At 62.0% G+C, this 17,869-nt stretch carries 12 protein-coding genes; 5 read left to right on the forward strand and 7 right to left on the reverse strand.

Annotation, left to right across the window (positions count from 1 at the left end; genetic code table 11):
- The first annotated feature begins 121 nt into the window (after positions 1-121).
- Both ligA and epmA read left to right on the forward strand, forming a co-directional pair.
- Complete coding sequence (ligA, locus tag DWU99_RS01735) at positions 122-2,512, forward strand: NAD-dependent DNA ligase LigA (protein ID WP_115476271.1); 2,391 nt, start codon at positions 122-124, stop codon at positions 2,510-2,512.
- A 6-nt stretch (positions 2,513-2,518) separates the two neighbouring features.
- On the forward strand, positions 2,519-3,487 hold the full coding sequence (gene epmA, locus DWU99_RS01740; RefSeq protein WP_115476272.1) for an EF-P lysine aminoacylase EpmA: 969 nt from the start codon (positions 2,519-2,521) through the stop codon (positions 3,485-3,487).
- A 5-nt stretch (positions 3,488-3,492) separates the two neighbouring features.
- Here the strand turns inward: epmA and DWU99_RS01745 are convergent, their stop codons facing one another.
- Entirely contained in the window at positions 3,493-4,146 is a 654-nt protein-coding gene (locus tag DWU99_RS01745) for a response regulator (RefSeq protein WP_115476273.1), read from the reverse strand.
- Between the two features lie 160 nt (positions 4,147-4,306).
- On the opposite strand from DWU99_RS01745, the gene DWU99_RS01750 reads away from it, so the two are divergent.
- From DWU99_RS01750 to DWU99_RS01760, 3 genes are all read left to right on the forward strand, one after another.
- Complete coding sequence (locus DWU99_RS01750; protein WP_115476274.1) at positions 4,307-5,008, forward strand: response regulator; 702 nt, start codon at positions 4,307-4,309, stop codon at positions 5,006-5,008.
- A gap of 127 nt (positions 5,009-5,135) precedes the next feature.
- A complete protein-coding gene (locus DWU99_RS01755; protein WP_115476275.1) occupies positions 5,136-5,396 on the forward strand; it encodes a hypothetical protein in 261 nt (86 codons plus the stop codon).
- 276 nt (positions 5,397-5,672) lie between these two features.
- Entirely contained in the window at positions 5,673-9,314 is a 3,642-nt protein-coding gene (locus DWU99_RS01760) for an ESPR-type extended signal peptide-containing protein (protein ID WP_115476276.1), read from the forward strand.
- 164 nt (positions 9,315-9,478) lie between these two features.
- Here the strand turns inward: DWU99_RS01760 and DWU99_RS01765 are convergent, their stop codons facing one another.
- The 6 genes from DWU99_RS01765 to DWU99_RS01790 all read right to left on the reverse strand — a co-directional run bounded on the left by DWU99_RS01765 (position 9,479) and on the right by DWU99_RS01790 (position 17,860).
- Entirely contained in the window at positions 9,479-10,486 is a 1,008-nt protein-coding gene (locus tag DWU99_RS01765; RefSeq protein WP_233510810.1) for an NAD(P)H-quinone oxidoreductase, read from the reverse strand.
- Between the two features lie 174 nt (positions 10,487-10,660).
- Positions 10,661-11,362 carry a pirin family protein gene (locus tag DWU99_RS01770; protein ID WP_115476277.1) on the reverse strand — a complete coding sequence of 234 codons (702 nt, stop codon included), beginning with the start codon at positions 11,360-11,362 and terminating at the stop codon, positions 10,661-10,663.
- Between the two features lie 149 nt (positions 11,363-11,511).
- On the reverse strand, positions 11,512-12,303 hold the full coding sequence (locus DWU99_RS01775; protein ID WP_233510811.1) for a hypothetical protein: 792 nt from the start codon (positions 12,301-12,303) through the stop codon (positions 11,512-11,514).
- 147 nt (positions 12,304-12,450) lie between these two features.
- Positions 12,451-13,911 carry an MFS transporter gene (locus tag DWU99_RS01780; protein ID WP_115477138.1) on the reverse strand — a complete coding sequence of 487 codons (1,461 nt, stop codon included), beginning with the start codon at positions 13,909-13,911 and terminating at the stop codon, positions 12,451-12,453.
- Between the two features lie 216 nt (positions 13,912-14,127).
- Positions 14,128-15,333 (reverse strand): acetyl-CoA C-acyltransferase, encoded by a 1,206-nt coding sequence (locus DWU99_RS01785; RefSeq protein WP_115476278.1) that lies wholly within the window; start codon positions 15,331-15,333, stop codon positions 14,128-14,130.
- Between the two features lie 139 nt (positions 15,334-15,472).
- On the reverse strand, positions 15,473-17,860 hold the full coding sequence (locus DWU99_RS01790) for a 3-hydroxyacyl-CoA dehydrogenase/enoyl-CoA hydratase family protein (RefSeq protein WP_115476279.1): 2,388 nt from the start codon (positions 17,858-17,860) through the stop codon (positions 15,473-15,475).
- Positions 17,861-17,869: the final 9 nt, after the last annotated feature.

A 17,869-nucleotide genomic window follows, 5' to 3' on the forward strand; every position in this document is an offset into this window, starting at 1 on the left:
CGGCTCCGGGAAAAACGGCACTGCAACGGCGGCCTTGGAGAACGCTATACCTCTCAGGCGAGCCCGGGTATCCCCATATCGGGCCATCAACCGGCAACCTCTGAATCGTTACACTTCGAAAATGAGCAAACCGTCAGCATCCCCTTTGCCGGTACAGCGCGCCGATGAGCTGCGCCAACGGATCGATCAAGCCAACTACCGCTATCACGTTCTCGACGACCCGGAGATTACCGACGCCGAATACGATGCCTTGATGCGTGAATTGGAAGCGCTGGAGACAGCGCATCCGCAACTGGCGACACCGGACTCGCCAACGCGTCGCGTGGGTGCTCGCGCGCACGGTGGTTTTGCCGAAGTAAGGCATGCGCTGCCGATGCTCTCGTTGAGCAACGCCTTCGAGCAGGAAGGCAACAACGATCGCGAACGATATCGCGACATCGCCGAATTCGAGCGCCGCATCGAACAAACCCTGGGACGCAGCAATCCGGTGTTTTCGGTCGAGCCGAAACTGGACGGCCTGGCGATCAGTCTGCGCTACGAGAACGGCGTTTTCGTGAAGGGTGCAACGCGTGGCGACGGTGAAACGGGGGAAGATGTCACCGCCAACTTGCGTACCGTGCGAGCGATCCCGTTGCGCCTGCGCGGCGACGATTGGCCGCGCGTGCTCGAAGTGCGCGGCGAAGTGATCATGCTGCGGAAAGATTTCGAAGCATTCAACGCGTACGCACGCCAGCACGACGAAAAGACACTGGCCAATCCGCGCAATGGCGCGGCGGGTTCGTTGCGACAGCTCGACCCCGCCATCACGGCGAAACGCAAGCTCAGCTTCTATGCCTATGCGGTGGGCGTGGTGGAAGGGCGGGAACTGCCGCCAACCCATTCCAGCACCTTGAAGACATTGCGCGACTGGGGTTTCCCCGTTTCGCCTGAAGTGGATGTCGCCAAGGGCTTCGATGGCCTGATCGCTTATTTCAAGCGCATCGGAGCCAAGCGCGACAGCCTGCCTTACGACATCGATGGCGTGGTCTACAAGCTGGACGATTACGCAGGCCAGCGCGAGATGGGCTTCGTCGCGCGCGCGCCGCGCTGGGCGATTGCGCACAAATTCCCGGCGCAGGAACAAAGCACGACGGTCGATGCGATCGAAATACAGATCGGTCGCACAGGTGCTGCCACGCCGGTGGCGCGTCTCGCCCCGGTGCAGGTTGCCGGCGTCACCGTCACCAATGCCACCTTGCACAACGCGGATCAGGTTGCGCGCCTCGACGTACGCGTCGGCGACACGGTGATCGTGCGGCGCGCGGGCGATGTGATTCCCGAAGTAGTACGTGTCATCCTCGAAAGGCGGCCGGAAAAAACCAAGCCATGGCACATGCCGACGCATTGTCCGGTGTGCGGTTCGGCGCTGGTACGTGAGGAAGGCGAGGCTGCATGGCGGTGTTCGGGCGGCCTGATCTGTGCCGCGCAACGCAAGGAAGCGCTGATCCATTTCGCCTCGCGTCGCGCCATGGATATCGAGGGTATCGGCGAACGTTTCGTCGACGCACTGGTCGACTTCGGCTACGTGCACACGCCAGCCGACCTGTACGGCCTGACACTCGATCACTTCCTTGAGATGAAGCAGCGTGCCGACGAACGCGACGGCACGACACCGGAGACTGTCAAGGCCGGCAAGATCGCCACGAAGTGGGCAGAGAACCTGGTCGAAGCCATCGACGCCAGCAAGAAGACGACGCTGGCGCGTTTTCTTTACGCCCTTGGCATCGTGCATATCGGGGAAAGCACGGCCAAGACCTTGGCAAGCTGGCTCGGGAGCCTGAAGTGGGTACGCAGCGCACCTGCGGCCATCCTGCGCGAATTGCCGGATATCGGTGGCGAAGTGGCCGGCTCGATTGATGCCTTCTTCAAGCAGGAAGGCAATCGCGCCGTGGTCGATGCATTGTTGAAGGCGGGCATGGCGATCGGCGATGAAGCCGCTCCGTCACCGCGTCTGCATCAAAAGCTGAGCTTTGCCGTGCTGCTGGAAGATGCGGGTATCAATGGCGTGGGGCGCCGCAATGCCGAACTGCTCGCCACCCATTTTCCGACGGCAGGTAAATTGCGCAGCAGCGGCAGTGCTCATTGGATTACGGCGGGTTTGTCCCAGAACGCCGCCATCAATCTTGAGGATTATCTTGCCGACGACGCCCGATTCAAGGTGCTGCACGAAGCAGAGGCCGCCATGAATCACCTTCTCGCCGCCGCGCCGCAGGAGGACGTTTCCGCGGATGCGCTCCCGCTATCCGGGCAGACCGCGGTGCTTACCGGGACCTTGGCAAGCATGGGTCGCGACGAAGCCAAAGAGAAACTGGAGGCGCTCGGTGCAAAAGTTGCCGGCAGCGTGTCGAAGAAAACCAGCTTTGTCGTGGCCGGCGAAGCCGCCGGGTCCAAACTCGACAAGGCGCAGGAACTGGGTGTCGACGTGTGGGATGAGCAGCGCCTGCTCGATCTGTTCAAGAAACATGGAGCCTGATTGCTCATGGACACCAATATCGTCACGCCATTTCTTAATCGACTGCAGGGGCGCGCCCAGCTTTACGCGATGATCCGCGCGTTCTTCGCCGAGCGTGGCGTGTTGGAGGTGGAAACGCCGATCCTGTCGGCCGCCGGCAACACCGACCCCAATATCGAGAGCTTCAACGCGCCTTTCAGCGGCCACGTCGATGCGGGTGCGCGCGAGCGTTGGTTGCGGACGTCGCCAGAACATCCGTTGAAACGGCTGCTCGCCGATGGGGTGGGCGATTGCTACGAATTAGGGCGCGTATTCCGCAACGGCGAAGCAGGGGAGCGGCACAACCCCGAATTCACCATGCTGGAGTGGTATCGCGTCGGCTGGAACCATCGGCAATTGATGGAAGAAACCATCATGCTGGTTGAAAGTGCGCTCGCGCTGACGGGGCGGCGCGCGGAAGTGCTCATCGAAGGCTACCGGCAATTTTTCATCGACGAGCTTGGACTCGATCCGCTGCATGCCGATATCGACGCACTGCGCGAACCGTTGGCCCAGTACCACATCGATCCTGCCGGCCTCACGCGGGATGACTGGCTGGATCTTCTGATCACGCACAAACTGCAACCGGCCTTTCCCCACGACCGCATTACCGTGATCCACGATTACCCCGCCAGTCAGTCCGCGTTGGCGCGCATCCGCCCTGGCGACCCGCCGATGGCGGAACGCTTCGAGCTTTATCTTGGTCCTTACGAGTTGGCCAACGGTTATCACGAACTCAACGATGCCACCGAGCAACGCGCACGCTTCATGCGCGATAACGAGCGTCGACGCGAACGTGGCCTTCGCGAAATGCCAATCGACGAACAACTGCTTGCGGTGCTTGGAAACATGCCCGATTGCGCTGGTGTGGCGTTGGGCATCGAGCGCTTGCTCATGTGTCTGGCGGGAACCGACAAGATCGGCGATGTCTTGGCATTCCCCTTCGCAAAGGCCTGAGCTTGTCAGTCGCTGAGCGGCTTTTTCCGGGTCAGCCCCAGTTCGATGGCGTATTTGAAAAGATCGGCATCGGTTTCGATGCCGAGCTTGCGCATCGCGGTGACCTTCTGCGTGCTGATGGTCTGCTTGCTTCGCTGCAATTTCTCGGCGATGGTGTTGATGCTGTCGCCACCGACGTATAGCGCGATGACTTCCGATTCGCGCTGCGACAAGCGCGCGGAGCCGGTTGCCGGCAACGCTTTCAGCAAGTTGGCAATGCGCGGTGAATAGTAGCGACGGCCCGTGCGCGTGGCTTGTATCGCTGCGCGCAAGTGGGACATGTCGTCGGCCTTGCTGAGAACGGCGTTGATTCCATGCGTCATCAGGCCGCGAATCAGGGCCAGCTTCTCCATGCTGGTAAGCACGACGATGCGCAGGTCGGGGTAGCGGTGGCGGACGAAGGCGATCAGTTCCATGCCATCGCCATACTGACCGCCTGGCATGGCGTAATCGGTGACCAGCACATCGCACGGCTGCGTATCGAGGAGCGCAACGAGTTGCGTCGAATCCGCAACCGAGCCGATCCTGTCGATGAAGGATATATCGTCGAGCGTGGCTTCGATGCCCATCCGTATCACCGGATGATCGTCGGCCACGGCTACCCGAACTTGGTTGTCCATCCTGGTCGCTTCCATTCACTGCGCAGCTTGGGGATGTTAGCGCCTGCCCAACGCGATAATCGTAATACAAGGCGTCAGCTTGAGTCAGGCTGGGCATACAAGCGCTGTGCTAGCTTAGATAGCGCCAGTCCGCCGGTTTGCGATGCGCAAGGAGTAGGGATTGACCATACGGGTTGCCGTAGCCGATGACCACCCGACCTTGCTGGCCGGGATGGAGCATTTGTTGTCCGGAATCAGCGGCGTATCGCTGATCGGCACGGTGACCAGCTCCACCGAACTCGTGGAGCTGCTGAGCAAAACAGCATGCGACGTCGTCGTCACGGATTTTTCCATGCCGCACGGACGTTACGGCGACGGCTTGTCGCTGTTGCGCTTTTTAAAGCGCCGTTTCCCCGCGACACGATTGGTGGTCCTTACCGGCATCGAGAACAATGCTGTCATGCACAGTATTTTCGATGTCGGTGCGATCGGGATCGTCAGTAAATCGGACGATTTGCAGCACCTGGAATCGGCTATCGGCATGGCTTATGCAGGCGACCGTTATCTTTCCCCGCGTGTCGAGCAGATTCTGGATCAATCCGAAGCCCAAGCGAGTACGTCCCCACCGCTACCGCAACTGAGCAAGCGGGAAACGGAAGTGCTTCGCCTTTATGCGGAGGGGCTTTCCGTGTCGGAAATCGGCGTGCGTGCAGGCCGGAGCAGCAAGACCATCAGTGCGCAGAAGGTGGCTGCGATGAAGAAGCTCGGGCTACAGGGCGATGCGGATATCTTCAAATATGCGCTTGCTCATGGGCTTGTATCCGCGTCGGAGACATCGCGACAAAAGGCCCGTCAAACCCATGACGATGTGGGAAACGACTGATGTCGTGTACGCCCAAGCTGTGGTTGTGATCGAGTCTGTCCGATAGCGTGACTGTTCGCGCGTAGCTAGCCTTGGCTCACTTCGGGACCGATTTCGGGGCGGCCCTCATCGCGCAGAGGCATGCATCGTGGACGACTCGTACGATACGGAAGTTTATGCCGTACTTCTCGGGGTTGGCACGCTCGACAGGGCGCAACGTGATGCGTTCGCCGAGGAATTCAACAAATTCATGTACGGCTCGCCGCAAGGGCAACGCCGGCTCATGGAGCATTGGTCCAGCCAGTGTGGCGAATCTGAAAATCCGACTATCCGAATGATCGCGGAGTCGTCAGCGGTCTATGTCGCCAGTACAAGAAAAAAAGCGGCGAAAACGAATCGCGGCGAGTAAACATCGACGCGCACTGCTGCAGTGACGCCTCGTAAAAGAAGCGTTTTGCCCACCCGCTGAGCAAAATTCAGACTGGTACTAATACGAATTCGGCCTGGTCCGATAGGTCGTCATCGTCCGAATTCCTAGGATTGCACTGTGCCCGGCGAACTACCTCGGGGCACGCCTTCTAGGCAATCGAAGCACTTCACCGAATGGATCTCGTTGCGCGATCGAAAGACCACGTGACGGGAAAGTGCGCCCGAATTTCAAGCTGACTCACCAGGAAACCATTTTATGAATACCATCTATCGCATCGTCTGGAACGCCACCACGGGTAAGTGGGTGGTGGCATCCGAATTGGCCAAGGGCCGCAAGAAGACTTCCCGCAAAACACTAGTCGGCGCGCTTGCTGTCGCACTGGCCGCATCCGCGCCGTTTGGCGCTGCGCTCGCTCAGGACAGCGGCACCGCCTGCACCACATCCGGTGGTCAGTCGGGCACGCTGAATGCTGCGGGTGTGTGTGAGGCGGATTTTGTTATCACGCCTTTGGATGCAACGCTGCCGTCATCTCCCGGCATCGCGATAGGAAATGGTGGCGCGGTCACCACCAGCAATGCTAATGACATTGCCATTGGCAATGCGGCAAATGGAAGTTCAACGGCCGCTGCCTATCCGGCGATCGCTATTGGTTATGGGGCAACCGCTGACAATATGAACACCATTGCTCTCGGTACAGGGGCACAAGCTACCAATGGGGGCGCCATTGCTATTGGCAGTGGTGCTGATGCCTCAGGTTCTCTAGCCATGGCCTTGTACGGCACAGCCTCGGGCACTTCTTCTGTGAGCATGGGCACGGGCTCCAACGTGGGCGTGAACGGAGACTATTCGATGGCACTGGGTTACAACACCAGTGTGCTGAACAACAATTCGGTTGCCCTTGGTAGCCAGGCGTCCACCAACGGTGCTGGCTCCACGGCGATCGGCGCCAATACCGCTGCCACTGGCCTTAAATCTATCGCCCTTGGTGGTTCAACGACGGCAGGTCAGGGAGCGATTGCCTCTATGATTCAATCCATCGCGGTCGGTGAGCTGAGTGCTTCAAATGCAAACCAGGCCGTAGCCATCGGTGCCAGTGCCAACATCGCTTCGACCGGCACCGGCTCGGTAGCGTTGGGCACTAGCGCCAGTGCCAGCGTGGCCAACGCCGTCGCCCTCGGCGCAAACGCGGTGGCCGACCGTGCCAACACCGTATCGGTAGGCAGCGATGTCAGCGGCTCGGCCTTTACCCGCCAGATCGTCAACGTGGGCGCCGGTACGCAAGCTAACGATGCCGTCAATGTCAGCCAGCTCACGCCCGTAGTGAGTGCGCTGGGCGGCGGAGCCTCGATTAACGCAGCGACGGGTGCGGTCACCGGCCCGACCTACGAGCTAGCCAACGGCGGCACGCAAACCACCATCGGCGCCGCGCTGGGTGCGCTTGACAGCAGCCTCACGACGACGAACACCAACGTCTCCACCAACACGGCTAACATCGCGACCAACACCAGCAACATCGCCACCAACACGGCGAACATCGCCACCAACACCACCAATATCAGCAACCTCGCCGATCAGATCAGCAGCGGCAGCGTGGGTCTGGTGCAACAGGCCTCGACCGGGGCGAACCTGACGGTGGGCGCCAACACCAATGGCACCGTGGTGAACTTCACCGGCACGGCCGGCACCCGCACGCTGACTGGCGTGACGGCGGGCAATCTGTCCTCGACGAGCACCGACGCGGTGAACGGCTCGCAGTTGTTTGCCACCAACGAAAACGTGGCGACGAACACGGCCGACATTGCGACGAACACGGCCAACATCGCGACCAACACCAGCAATATCGCCACCAACACGGCGAATATCGCGACGAACACGGCCAACATCGCCAGCAACACCACCAGCATCACGAACCTGGATGGGCGTGTGACGCAGAACACCAGCGACATCAATGACCTCGCCGATCAGATCGGCAGCGGCACGGTGGGTCTGGTGCAGCAGAGCGCCGCCGGTGCGAACCTGACCGTGGGTGCGAACACCGACGGCACGACAGTGGACTTCACCGGCACGGCCGGCACTCGCACGCTGACTGGCGTGACGGCGGGCAATCTGTCCTCGACGAGCACCGACGCGGTGAACGGCTCGCAGTTGTTTGCCACCAATGAAAACGTGGCGACCAACACGGCGAACATTGCGACGAACACCGCCAACATCGCGACCAACACCAGCAACATTGCCACCAACACGGCGAATATCGCGACGAACACGGCCAACATCGCCACCAACACCAGCGACATCAGCAGCCTCGCCGATCAGATCGGCAGCGGCACCGTGGGTCTGGTGCAGCAGGCGTCGGCCGGGGCGAACCTGACCGTGGGCGCGAACACCGACGGCAGCACGGTGGATTTCACCGGCACGGCCGGTGCGCGCACCTTGACGGGTGTGGCCAATGGCAACGTGTCGGCCGCCAGCCTGGATGCGGTGAACGGCTCGCAGCTCTACGGCGTGTCCGAAAGCGTGGCCTCCGCGCTGGGCGGCGGCTCGACGGTGAACGCCGACGGCTCGATCAGCGCGCCGAGCTACAGCGTGGGCGGCACCACCGTGAACAGCATCGGTGGTGCGATCAGCAACATCGACGGCCGCGTGACGCAGAACAGCAGCGACATCTCGGATCTCAACGACCAGATCAGCAGCGGTACCGTGGGCCTGGTGCAGCAGAGTCCGACCACCGGCAACCTGACGGTGGGCGCGAACACGGGTGGCGCTTCGGTGGACTTCACCGGCACGTCCGGCCCGCGTGTGCTGACTGGCGTGGCCAACGGCACGGGCGATACCGATGCGGCAACGATCGCGCAGCTGAAGGCGATGGGCTTGTTCGACCCGAACTCCAACCTGCCACTCGCGGCCGTGGTGTACGACGGCGTCGACCTGTCGAGCGTGACCTTCGGCGGCAGTAACGGCACTTTGCTCAACAACGTGGCGCCGGGCCTGATTGCCTCGGGCAGCATGCAGGCGGTGAACGGTAGCCAGCTGTTCGACCTGCAGCAGACCTTCCAGAGCCAGTTCAGCCTGCTCAATGGCCAGTACGCCTCCCTGGATGGTCGCTTGACCACGATCGAGCAGGGTGTTGCCGACGGCAGCATCGGCGGTCCGGTACCCTCGCCGGGCCCGGGCACCGACAGCACCCAGGTGGGTAACGGTGCGAACGCTTCCGGTACCAACAGCACGGCCGTAGGCAACGGCGCGGTGGCATCGGGCGACAACAGCACCGCTACCGGCGCTGGCTCGCAAGCAACGGGAAGCAACAGCACGGCCACCGGCGCGGGCTCGGTCGCTTCAGGCAGCAACAGCACGGCCAATGGCGCCAATGCAGTGGCCTCCGGCAGTGGCAGCACGGCAGTGGGTGAAAGCGCTTCAGCCACGGGGACCAACAGCACTGCGCTGGGTTCCAACTCCAGCGCCACGGGCAACAACTCCGTAGCACTGGGTGCGGGTTCGGTGGCGGATCGCGACAACACGGTCTCGGTCGGTTCGCCGGGCAACGAGCGCCAGATCACCAACGTGGCTGCCGGTACGCAGCGCACGGATGCCGCCAACTGGGGCCAGGTGCAGGATGCCGTCAATGGTGTGCAGAACTGGGCCAACCAGAAGTTCACGCAGATGGACAAGCGCATCAACGGCATGGGTGCGATGAGCGCCGCCTACGGCCAGATGGCCTTCAGCGCGCAAGGCATCGACAAGCCCAACAGAATGGGTGTGGGCGTGGGCATGCAAAACGGCCAGTCGGCCATCGCCGTGGGTTACTCGCGGCAGATCAAGCCGAACTTGAACCTGTCGTTCGGTGGCTCGGCTTCGGCTAACGATGTGTCGGTCGGTGCAGGCATGTCCTTCGGCTGGTAAAACCCAGGCGTTACCGGCAACCCGCAAGGCGATGTCGGTGGGGGCTTCGGTGCCTCGATGATGAGGTCACCGAAGTCATGTGTCAGCGGCGAAGGCGTGCTTCCTGGTGAGCCTTCGCCGATTGTCCCGGGCGCTTCGGCGCCCGGTTTTTTTTGCCTGTCGCGCTACCAGCGCAACAAAAGCTTTCCGATATGCGTGCTGCTTTCCATCAAGGCATGCGCACCTGCAGCGTCGCTGGCTGGAAATACTTCGTGTATCACAGGGCGCAGACGTCCTTCCGCGAAGAGCGGCCATACGTTGTCATGCAACTTGGCAGCGATGGCGGATTTGAATTCGACCGATCGCGGCCGCAAGGTGGAGCCGGTCATGCTGATGCGACGATGCATCAGCTTGCCGGCATCCAGCTTTGCGTTGGTACCGCCTAGCGTGGCGATGATGACCAGGCGGCCATCGTAAGCCAGCGCATCGATTTCGCGCGCGACGTAATCACCAGCGACCATATCCAGAATCACATTCACGCCACGGCCTTCGGTCATGGCCTTCACGCGTTCGACGAAATCCTCAGTGCGGTAATTGATGGCGCGAGCGCCGAGTGCTTCGCAGGCGCGGCATTTCTCATCGTTGCCGGCGGTGGCGAATACCGGGTGTCCCAACGCATGCGCCAATTGAATGGCGGTTACGCCAATGCCGCTGGAGCCGCCCTGAACCAGCAGGCTTTCCGGTGCGCCCGCTTGGTCACGCCCCAAGCCACCGCGATCGAAAACATTGCTCCACACCGTGAAATAGTTTTCCGGCAACGATGCGGCTTCAAGCGCATTCATGCCCGACGGAACCGGCAGGCATTGGCCCAAGGGCGCTACCGCGTATTCCGCGTAACCGCCACCGGCCAACAAAGCACAAACCGCATCGCCGGGTTTGAGCCCAAACGGATTGTGGCCGCTGAAATCGCCATTCACCAATTCGCCCACCACTTCCAGGCCGGGGAGGTCGGAAGCTCCGGGCGGCGGAGCGTAATGTCCGGCGCGCTGAAACACATCGGGCCTGTTGACGCCCGATGCGGCTACCTTGATCAACACTTCGCCTGTGCGAGGCTGCGGGATGGAGCGCCGAGTCAGCCGCAACACATCCGGGCCACCGGGATGAGCGATTTCGATGGCTTGCATGTTTGTCATAGCGACAGGCCTTGCGAGACAGTGATGGAATGACACGCTTGACCGCCGTTGCGGCGGATCGTCCCATCATGGCGTTGAATGCGTGCAACGCAAGGTTCTTGCTGTACTCGCCCGCTGAATCATGGCGACACGGTATCGCTGACACCGTGTCGCCCGGGGCAAACGCCATACGAATTATTGTGCGGTATCGACAAGCACCAATTCGGCATCTTCCAGTGCTTTCACTTCCAGCGACGGCTCGTTGAGGATCGCCGCACCGTCACGAGCATCGAGTTTGATGCCGTTGATTTCAACGGAGCCTTTGGCCGGCACCAGGTAAGCGTAGCGATTTTTCTCCAGCGGATAGCGCGTGGTTTCACCCGCTTTGAGCGTAGCGCCGAGCACGCGTGCGTTGGTGCGCAGGGGCAGGGCGTCGGTGTCTTCCTTGAAGCCGCTGGCCAGGGCCACGAAGCGCCCTGAGCGTTCGCCGGCCGGGAAGGGTTTGGCACCCCATGTCGGCGGCTGCCCGTGCTCATCCGGAATAATCCAGATCTGAAAGATACGTGTGGCGCCCGGCTCCAGGTTGTATTCGCTATGTGTGATGCCGGTACCGGCACTCATCACCTGCACATCGCCCGCTTCCGTGCGGCCCTCGTTGCCGAGGCTGTCGCGATGGGTGATGGCGCCTTCGCGCACGTACGTGATGATTTCCATATCCGCATGCGGATGTGGCGGGAAGCCGGTCTGCGAAGCGATGGTGTCATCGTTCCACACTCGCAGCGCACCCCAGCCCATGCGGCGGCCGTCGTGGTAGTTGGAAAATGAAAAATGATGCTTGGCCTTGAGCCAGCCGTGATCGGCTCCGCCAAGGCTGCTGAAGGGGCGACGTTCGATCATGAGAGCACCTGTAACCTTGTGGTTGTGATGGCACCCAACATAAGGCCAGGCATGATTTTGGGTAGCACCTGGTTTGGAAACAGTGTGTTGTCCGGGCGAACCATGGCGAGGCGCGGCGGCTGGCCAACCGCGCCTCGAGCCGGGATCTTTTATTGCTTGTCGGCCACGAAGGTCGTTGTCGTGCCGCGCAATTTGTCGTGGAAAACAACGCTCATGGTCTTGCCGTCGGGTGCGATTTTCACTTCCGCGATGGCGACGGGTTTTCCATTCCGCTTGTCCGTTTCCGTGAAGCTGCTCGTCCCGGTTTTCATCACCGTCACACTGGAGATGCCCGGGTCGCCTTTGTATGGGGCCTCGGTGCCGTCCATTTTGGCGCTGTAGGACTGGCCGGTCTGGGTGGTCATGTTGAGATGATCGCCGTCGACCTTGAAGGTCATGATCAGGCCGTTGTCGGACATGCTTTGCATCTTGGTGTTGCGCCACGAACCGGATACGGCATGCGAGCCGGCGGGACCCGGCGCAACGAGTGAGAGCGTCGCCTTGCCGCTGACGGGCGCGGTGTTGGTGTCGCTGCTGTCGGTGAAGTCCACCGCCGCAGTCTTGCCATCGGCCGACACGGCAATCGTGGAAGTGGCTACGACTTTGCCGTTCTTTTTGTCGGTTTCCTGAATCGTGTGGTCGTCTACGACTTTGATGGCGACCGAATCGTAGTAGGGATGACCCGTGACGCTGTGGTCATCTCCGTCGGCCTTGACGGTGATGGGAGGCGTGCACGTCTTGCATTGGTAAACGCCGTTCTGCAGCACCAGCACATCGGGCTTGGCCGACATCTGCACTTTGTTGAGGTTGATCTTCCACGTTCCGTCGAAAGCGTTTTGCGCCATCGCGAACGCCGGCAGCAGGGAAACCAGTGCGACCCCAAACAACAATGACTTTTTCATCGTCGATCCTCCTTAGGGTTGGTTGGTACCGGGTTCTTCGGAAACGCCGCAGAAACGCCCCTGCCGCTCGTCTTGCGTCCGGGTGAGATTCCCAGTCTTTTCGAATGTACGCTGATGCGTGTCAAACAGGTAGTGGCCGAATGTTTCTCAGTGAGAACCTTCGGCCGTCGACCCGGACCGGCGGTGTCCGCTCATTTCGTGCCCCGCATCGGGCGCGAAGGCTCGATGCCAGCGCGTGGAGCTCAGCGATATCAGGGTGACGATCAGGAAGGCCACCGAAAAATTCAGTCGACTGGGCTCGGTATTGTGGCTTGCAGCCATGGCGAGCTTGAGAATGAGCGCCCCGCAACACACGCCCACCGACAGCATCAACTGCTGCAAGGTGGAATAGAAACTGTTGGCGGCGCTCATGCGATCGGTAGGCACGGCCTCGTAGGCGATGGTGTTGTAGGCGGCGAACTGGAACGACATCACGATGCCGCAACAGGTCAACAAACCGAACATCAGCCAGAACGGCCAGTCGGCCTGGAAAAAGGCGCAGATGGCGTAGCTCATGCTGGCCAGCACGCCGTTGTAAACCATGGCGCGGCGGAAGCCGATGCGGCGCAATATACGTGTGGTGAGAACGCGCGCCAACAGTGCGCCCAGGGAAATGGCGAGGATCAACTGGCCGCTGCGCAAGGCGGAAAAACCAAGACCGATTTGCAGCAACAGCGGTAGCAGGAACGGTTGCGCGCCCTGGGTGATGCGCATCAGCGAACCGGAGATCACCGACAGGCGGAAGGAATCGATGCGCAGCAAGGTGAGATCCACCGCCGGGTTGGCACAGCGTCGCGCATGCCACACATAAGCCAGGCATCCTGCCGCGCCGATGGCGACGAGCAACATGGCGTTGCGCATGTCGGTGTTCTGGCCGAACAGCTCCAGCCCGAACAACGAGCACGACAAACCGACGCTGCAGAGCGCAAAGCCTAGCCAGTCGAAGCGCGCCGGCTTCGTCAAACAGCCAACGACGGGAATGTACCGCCGTACCAGCCAGTAACCCAGTACGCCGATCGGTACGTTGATGTAGAAGATCCATCGCCAGTCGAAGTACTCGACGATGAAGCCGCCGAGCGGCGGCCCGGCCATGGTGCCAAGGATGGCCGGTATCAGCGTCCACATCATGGACGACACCAGATGGCGGCGCTCCACGGTGCGCAGGATCACCAGTCGTCCCACCGGCGCCATCATGGCGCCGCCGGTGCCTTGCAGCAGCCGCGCCGCCACCATCATCGGCAGTGTCTTGGTCAGCGAACACAGGATCGAGCCGATGATGAACACCACGATGGAGCTGTTGAACACGCGCTTGGCGCCGAAGCGATCCGACATCGCGCCGCTGACGGGAATCAGGATCGCCAAGGCAAGCAGGTAACTGGTGACGGCCACGCTCATCGCGGGTGCGGAGACGTGGAAATCGCGGGCCATCGTCGGCAATGCCGTCGCCAGCACGGTGCCGTCCATCTGCTCGAGGAAGATCGCGCAGCCTACGATCAGGGATGTTACGCGGTAATCGGGAAGCACCGGCACAGAAGCAGTCGGCGTGTCTGGATTTTCCTCACTCTGCAGGGATACCACGTCGCTTCCTTGAACGAGCGCGCGAAGCACGGCAACACGGTTGCCGGTTGCGATCGTCGAGACATCGGCACATGGGGTATGTGCCGTAATGCGGGCATTATTCGACGCCTGCGCTATGTCATCAAGCGACCCATGTCGTCATTCCGGCAAGAAAACGGCGCCGTATGGCTACGGCGCCGTTCTCGTTCTCGGCAGCGGTTTAGACGATCAGACCGCTTCGAAAATACCCGCCGCACCCATACCCGTGCCGATGCACATGGTCACCATGCCGTACTTCTGCTTGCGACGGCGCAGGCCGTGCAGCAGGGTGGCGACGCGGACGGCGCCGGTGGCGCCCAGCGGGTGACCGAGGGCGATGGCGCCGCCCAGCGGGTTCACCTTGGCCTGATCCAGGCCCAGATCGCCGATCACGGCCAGCGCCTGCGCGGCGAAGGCCTCGTTGAGTTCGATCCAGTCCAGCTGATCCTGCTTGATGCCGGTTGCCTTCAGCGCCTTCGGAATCGCTTCCTTCGGGCCGATGCCCATGATGTCCGGGCGCACGCCGGCGACGGAGTAGCCAACGAAGCGGGCGAGCGGGGTAAGGTTGTAGTCCTTGATCGCCTGTTCGCTGGCCAGCAGTACGGCACCCGCGCCGTCGGAGGTCTGCGAGGAGTTGCCGGCCGTCACCGTGCCGCCGAACTGGCCGTTGCGGAACACCGTCTTGAGCTTGGCGAGCACTTCCGGCGTGGTGCCGGCGCGCGGGCCTTCGTCGGTGTCGATCAGGCGGCTGTCGGTCTTGATGCCGCGCGTGGCGAGATCCGGGTAGTGGTCATCGAGCTTGAACGGCGTGATTTCTTCCTTGAATTCGCCGGTTGCGATGGCGGCCAGTGCACGGCGGTGGCTTTCCACCGAGAAGGCATCCTGCTGTTCGCGTGACACTTTCCACTGCTTGGCGACGTTTTCGGCCGTGATGCCCATGCCGTAGGCAATGCCGATGTGTTCGTTGTCGAAGATGCCCGGGTTCATCGCCACCTTGTGGCCCATCATCGGCACCATGCTCATGCTTTCGGTACCGCCGGCGAGCATCAGATCCGCTTCGCCGAGTCGGATACGGTCGGCAGCCATCGCCACCGCCTGAAGGCCGGAAGAGCAGAAGCGGTTGATGGTGACGCCCGGCACGGTGTCCGGAAGGCCCGCCAGCAGCAGGCCAATGCGCGCCACGTTCATGCCTTGCTCGGCTTCCGGCATGGCGCAGCCAATGATGACGTCGCCGATGCGATGCGGATCGATGCCCGGCGCCTGCGCCATCACGGCGCGGATGACGTGGGCGAGCATATCGTCGGGACGGGTGTTGCGGAATACGCCGCGCGGCGCCTTGCCGACCGGGGTACGGGTGGCGGCGACGATGTAGGCGTCTTGCACTTGCTTGGTCATGGTCTTTGCTCCGTGGCGTCGCGCAGTTCGCAGCGACGCGCTTTGGTTTTTTGCCGTCGTCCCGGCGAAAGCCGGGATCCAGTGTCTTTGATACGTTCGAAAGTCGCTGGGCCCTGGCTTTCGCCGGGGCGACGGGTGTTTAGTTCCTCAGCGGTTTGCCGGTGGTCATCGTGTGAGCGATGCGTGCCTGGGTCTTTTCGGTCTGCGCCAACTCGACGAAGTGCTTGCGCTCCAGAGCCAGCAGCCATTCCTCGTCGACCAGCGAGCCGCGCTCGATCGCGCCGCCGCACAGCGTGTCGGCGATGCGCGTGGCGATCGCCACGTCATGCTCGGAGGCGAAGTAGCCGGCCTGCAGATTGGCGAGCGATGCCTTGAACGTCGCGGTGCCGACATCGCCGGCCACCGGAATGTTGCGGTCATACAACGGCGCACGCCAGCCGCTTTCAGCGAGCGAGCTTGCCACTTGCTTGGCGACGTACAGCAGTTCGTAAGCGTTGAACACCACTACGTCGCTATCGCGCAGCAGACCCGATTGCTTGGCTTCAAGCGCGCTGCCGGAGACCTTGGCCATGGCCACCGTTTCGAACACTTTCTTCAACGATTCGAACGGGTCGGTCGGATTCGACTGTGCCGCGCGAACCGCGAGTTCGTGCAGACCGCCACCGGCCGGCAGCAGACCCACGCCCGCTTCGACGAGTCCGATGTAGCTTTCCAACGCCGCGACGGTGCGCGCCGAATGCATCTGGAATTCGCAGCCGCCGCCGAGGGCGAGTCCACGCACCGCCGACACCACGGGCACCAGCGAGTGCTTGATGCGCATGCTGGTGCGCTGGAAGTTGGCGACCATCGCCTTGAAGTCGTCGATCTTGCCGGCCTGCAGCAGGCCGAGCGCGCCCTTGAGGTCAGCGCCTGCCGAGAACGGTTCGCTGGTCTGCCAGATCACCACCGCCTTGAGCTTCTCCTCGGCGACGCCGATCGCATGCTGGATGCCGTCGAGCACCTGATCGTTGACCGTGTTCATCTTGGTCTTGAACGAGATGATGCCGACGTTGTCGTCGCCCAGTGTCCACAGGCGGATGCCGTCGTTCTCCCACACCGTCGTGCCCTGGTCGAATTTCTCGCCGAGGATCGGATCGGGGAACAGCTGACGCTTGTAGACAGGATGCTGCGAACGCGGCTTGTCGGCGTTGGCGGCGGCAGAGTACGAGCCGTTCTTGCCATGTACGCCGGTACGGCCATCAGTGACCCAGGCCGGCAGCGGCGCCTTGCTCATGGCCTTGCCGGCCGCAATGTCTTCGGCGATCCAGCCGGCCACCTGCTGCCAGCCCGCGGCCTGCCAGGTTTCGAACGGACCGAGCTTCCAGCCGTAACCCCAGCGGATGGCGAAGTCGACGTCGCGCGCGGTGTCGGCAATGTCGGCCAGGTGATAGGCGGTGTAGTGGAAAAGATCGCGGAACGTCGCCCACAGGAACTGCGCCTGCGGATCGCTCGATGCGCGCAGCTTGCCGAACTTTTCGGCGGGGTCCTTGATGGCGAGGATGGCGGAAACTTCGTCCGAGGCTTTCTGCTCGGACGGGCGGTAGTCGCGCTTGGCGACATCCAGCACCACGATGTCCTTGCCGGCCTTGCGGTAGAAACCAGCGCCCGTCTTCTGGCCCAGCGCGCCTTGCTCGATCAGTCCGCTCAGCCAGGCCGGTGCCTTGAAGTATTCGTGCCACGGATCGTTGGCCAGCGTGTCGGCCATGGTCTTGATCACGTGCGCCATGGTGTCCAGGCCCACGACGTCGGCGGTGCGATAGGTGGCGCTCTTCGGGCGGCCAACAGCCGGGCCGGTCAGCGCGTCGACCGTGTCGAAGCCGAGCTTGAACTGCTCGGTGTGGTACATCGTGGCCAGCATCGAAAACACGCCGATGCGGTTGCCGATGAAGTTCGGCGTGTCCTTGGCGTAGACCACGCCCTTGCCGACGGTGGTGGTCAGGAAGGCTTCGAGGCCTTCGAGCACGCTGGGGTCGGTGAGCCTGGTCGGGATGAGTTCGACCAGGTGCATGTAGCGCGGCGGATTGAAGAAATGCACCCCAGTAAAACGGTGGCGCATCTCTTCCGGCAGCGCTTCGGCCAGGCCGTTGATCGACAGGCCCGAGGTGTTGCTGGCCAGCACGGCGGTCTTGGAGACGTAGGGAGCGATCTTCTTGTAGAGATCCAGCTTCCAGTCCATGCGTTCGGCGATGGCCTCGATCACCAGGTCGACGTCCTTCAGGTGCTCCAGGTCATCGTCGTAGTTGGCGGGAATGATCGCGGCGGCGCGGGTGCTGTCGGCCAGCGGCGCGGGCGAGAGCTTCTTGAGATTCTCGATGGCCTTGAGCGCGATGCCGCTCTTGGGACCTTCTTTCGCGGGCAGGTCGAACAGCACGGTTTCGACGTTGGCATTGGTCAGGTGCGCGGCGATCTGCGCGCCCATGACGCCGGCACCGAGCACCGCGGCCTTGCGGATGCGTAGTGCCGACTTCGGTTGAGATGGAGCGGTCATTGGCTTCTC

The sequence above is a fragment of the Dyella psychrodurans genome (assembly GCF_003363265.1).
In the GTDB taxonomy this organism is placed as follows: Bacteria; Pseudomonadota; Gammaproteobacteria; order Xanthomonadales; family Rhodanobacteraceae; genus Dyella_B; species Dyella_B psychrodurans.

Coding starts and splice junctions, on each gene's coding strand:
- ligA (WP_115476271.1), top strand. CDS start 122: ATGAGCAAACCGTCAGCATCCCCTTTGCCGGTACAGCGCGCCGATGAG.
- epmA (WP_115476272.1), top strand. CDS start 2,519: ATGGACACCAATATCGTCACGCCATTTCTTAATCGACTGCAGGGGCGC.
- DWU99_RS01745 (WP_115476273.1), bottom strand. CDS start 4,146: ATGGACAACCAAGTTCGGGTAGCCGTGGCCGACGATCATCCGGTGATA.
- DWU99_RS01760 (WP_115476276.1), top strand. CDS start 5,673: ATGAATACCATCTATCGCATCGTCTGGAACGCCACCACGGGTAAGTGG.
- DWU99_RS01765 (WP_233510810.1), bottom strand. CDS start 10,486: ATGACAAACATGCAAGCCATCGAAATCGCTCATCCCGGTGGCCCGGAT.
- DWU99_RS01770 (WP_115476277.1), bottom strand. CDS start 11,362: ATGATCGAACGTCGCCCCTTCAGCAGCCTTGGCGGAGCCGATCACGGC.
- DWU99_RS01775 (WP_233510811.1), bottom strand. CDS start 12,303: ATGAAAAAGTCATTGTTGTTTGGGGTCGCACTGGTTTCCCTGCTGCCG.
- DWU99_RS01785 (WP_115476278.1), bottom strand. CDS start 15,333: ATGACCAAGCAAGTGCAAGACGCCTACATCGTCGCCGCCACCCGTACC.
- DWU99_RS01790 (WP_115476279.1), bottom strand. CDS start 17,860: ATGACCGCTCCATCTCAACCGAAGTCGGCACTACGCATCCGCAAGGCC.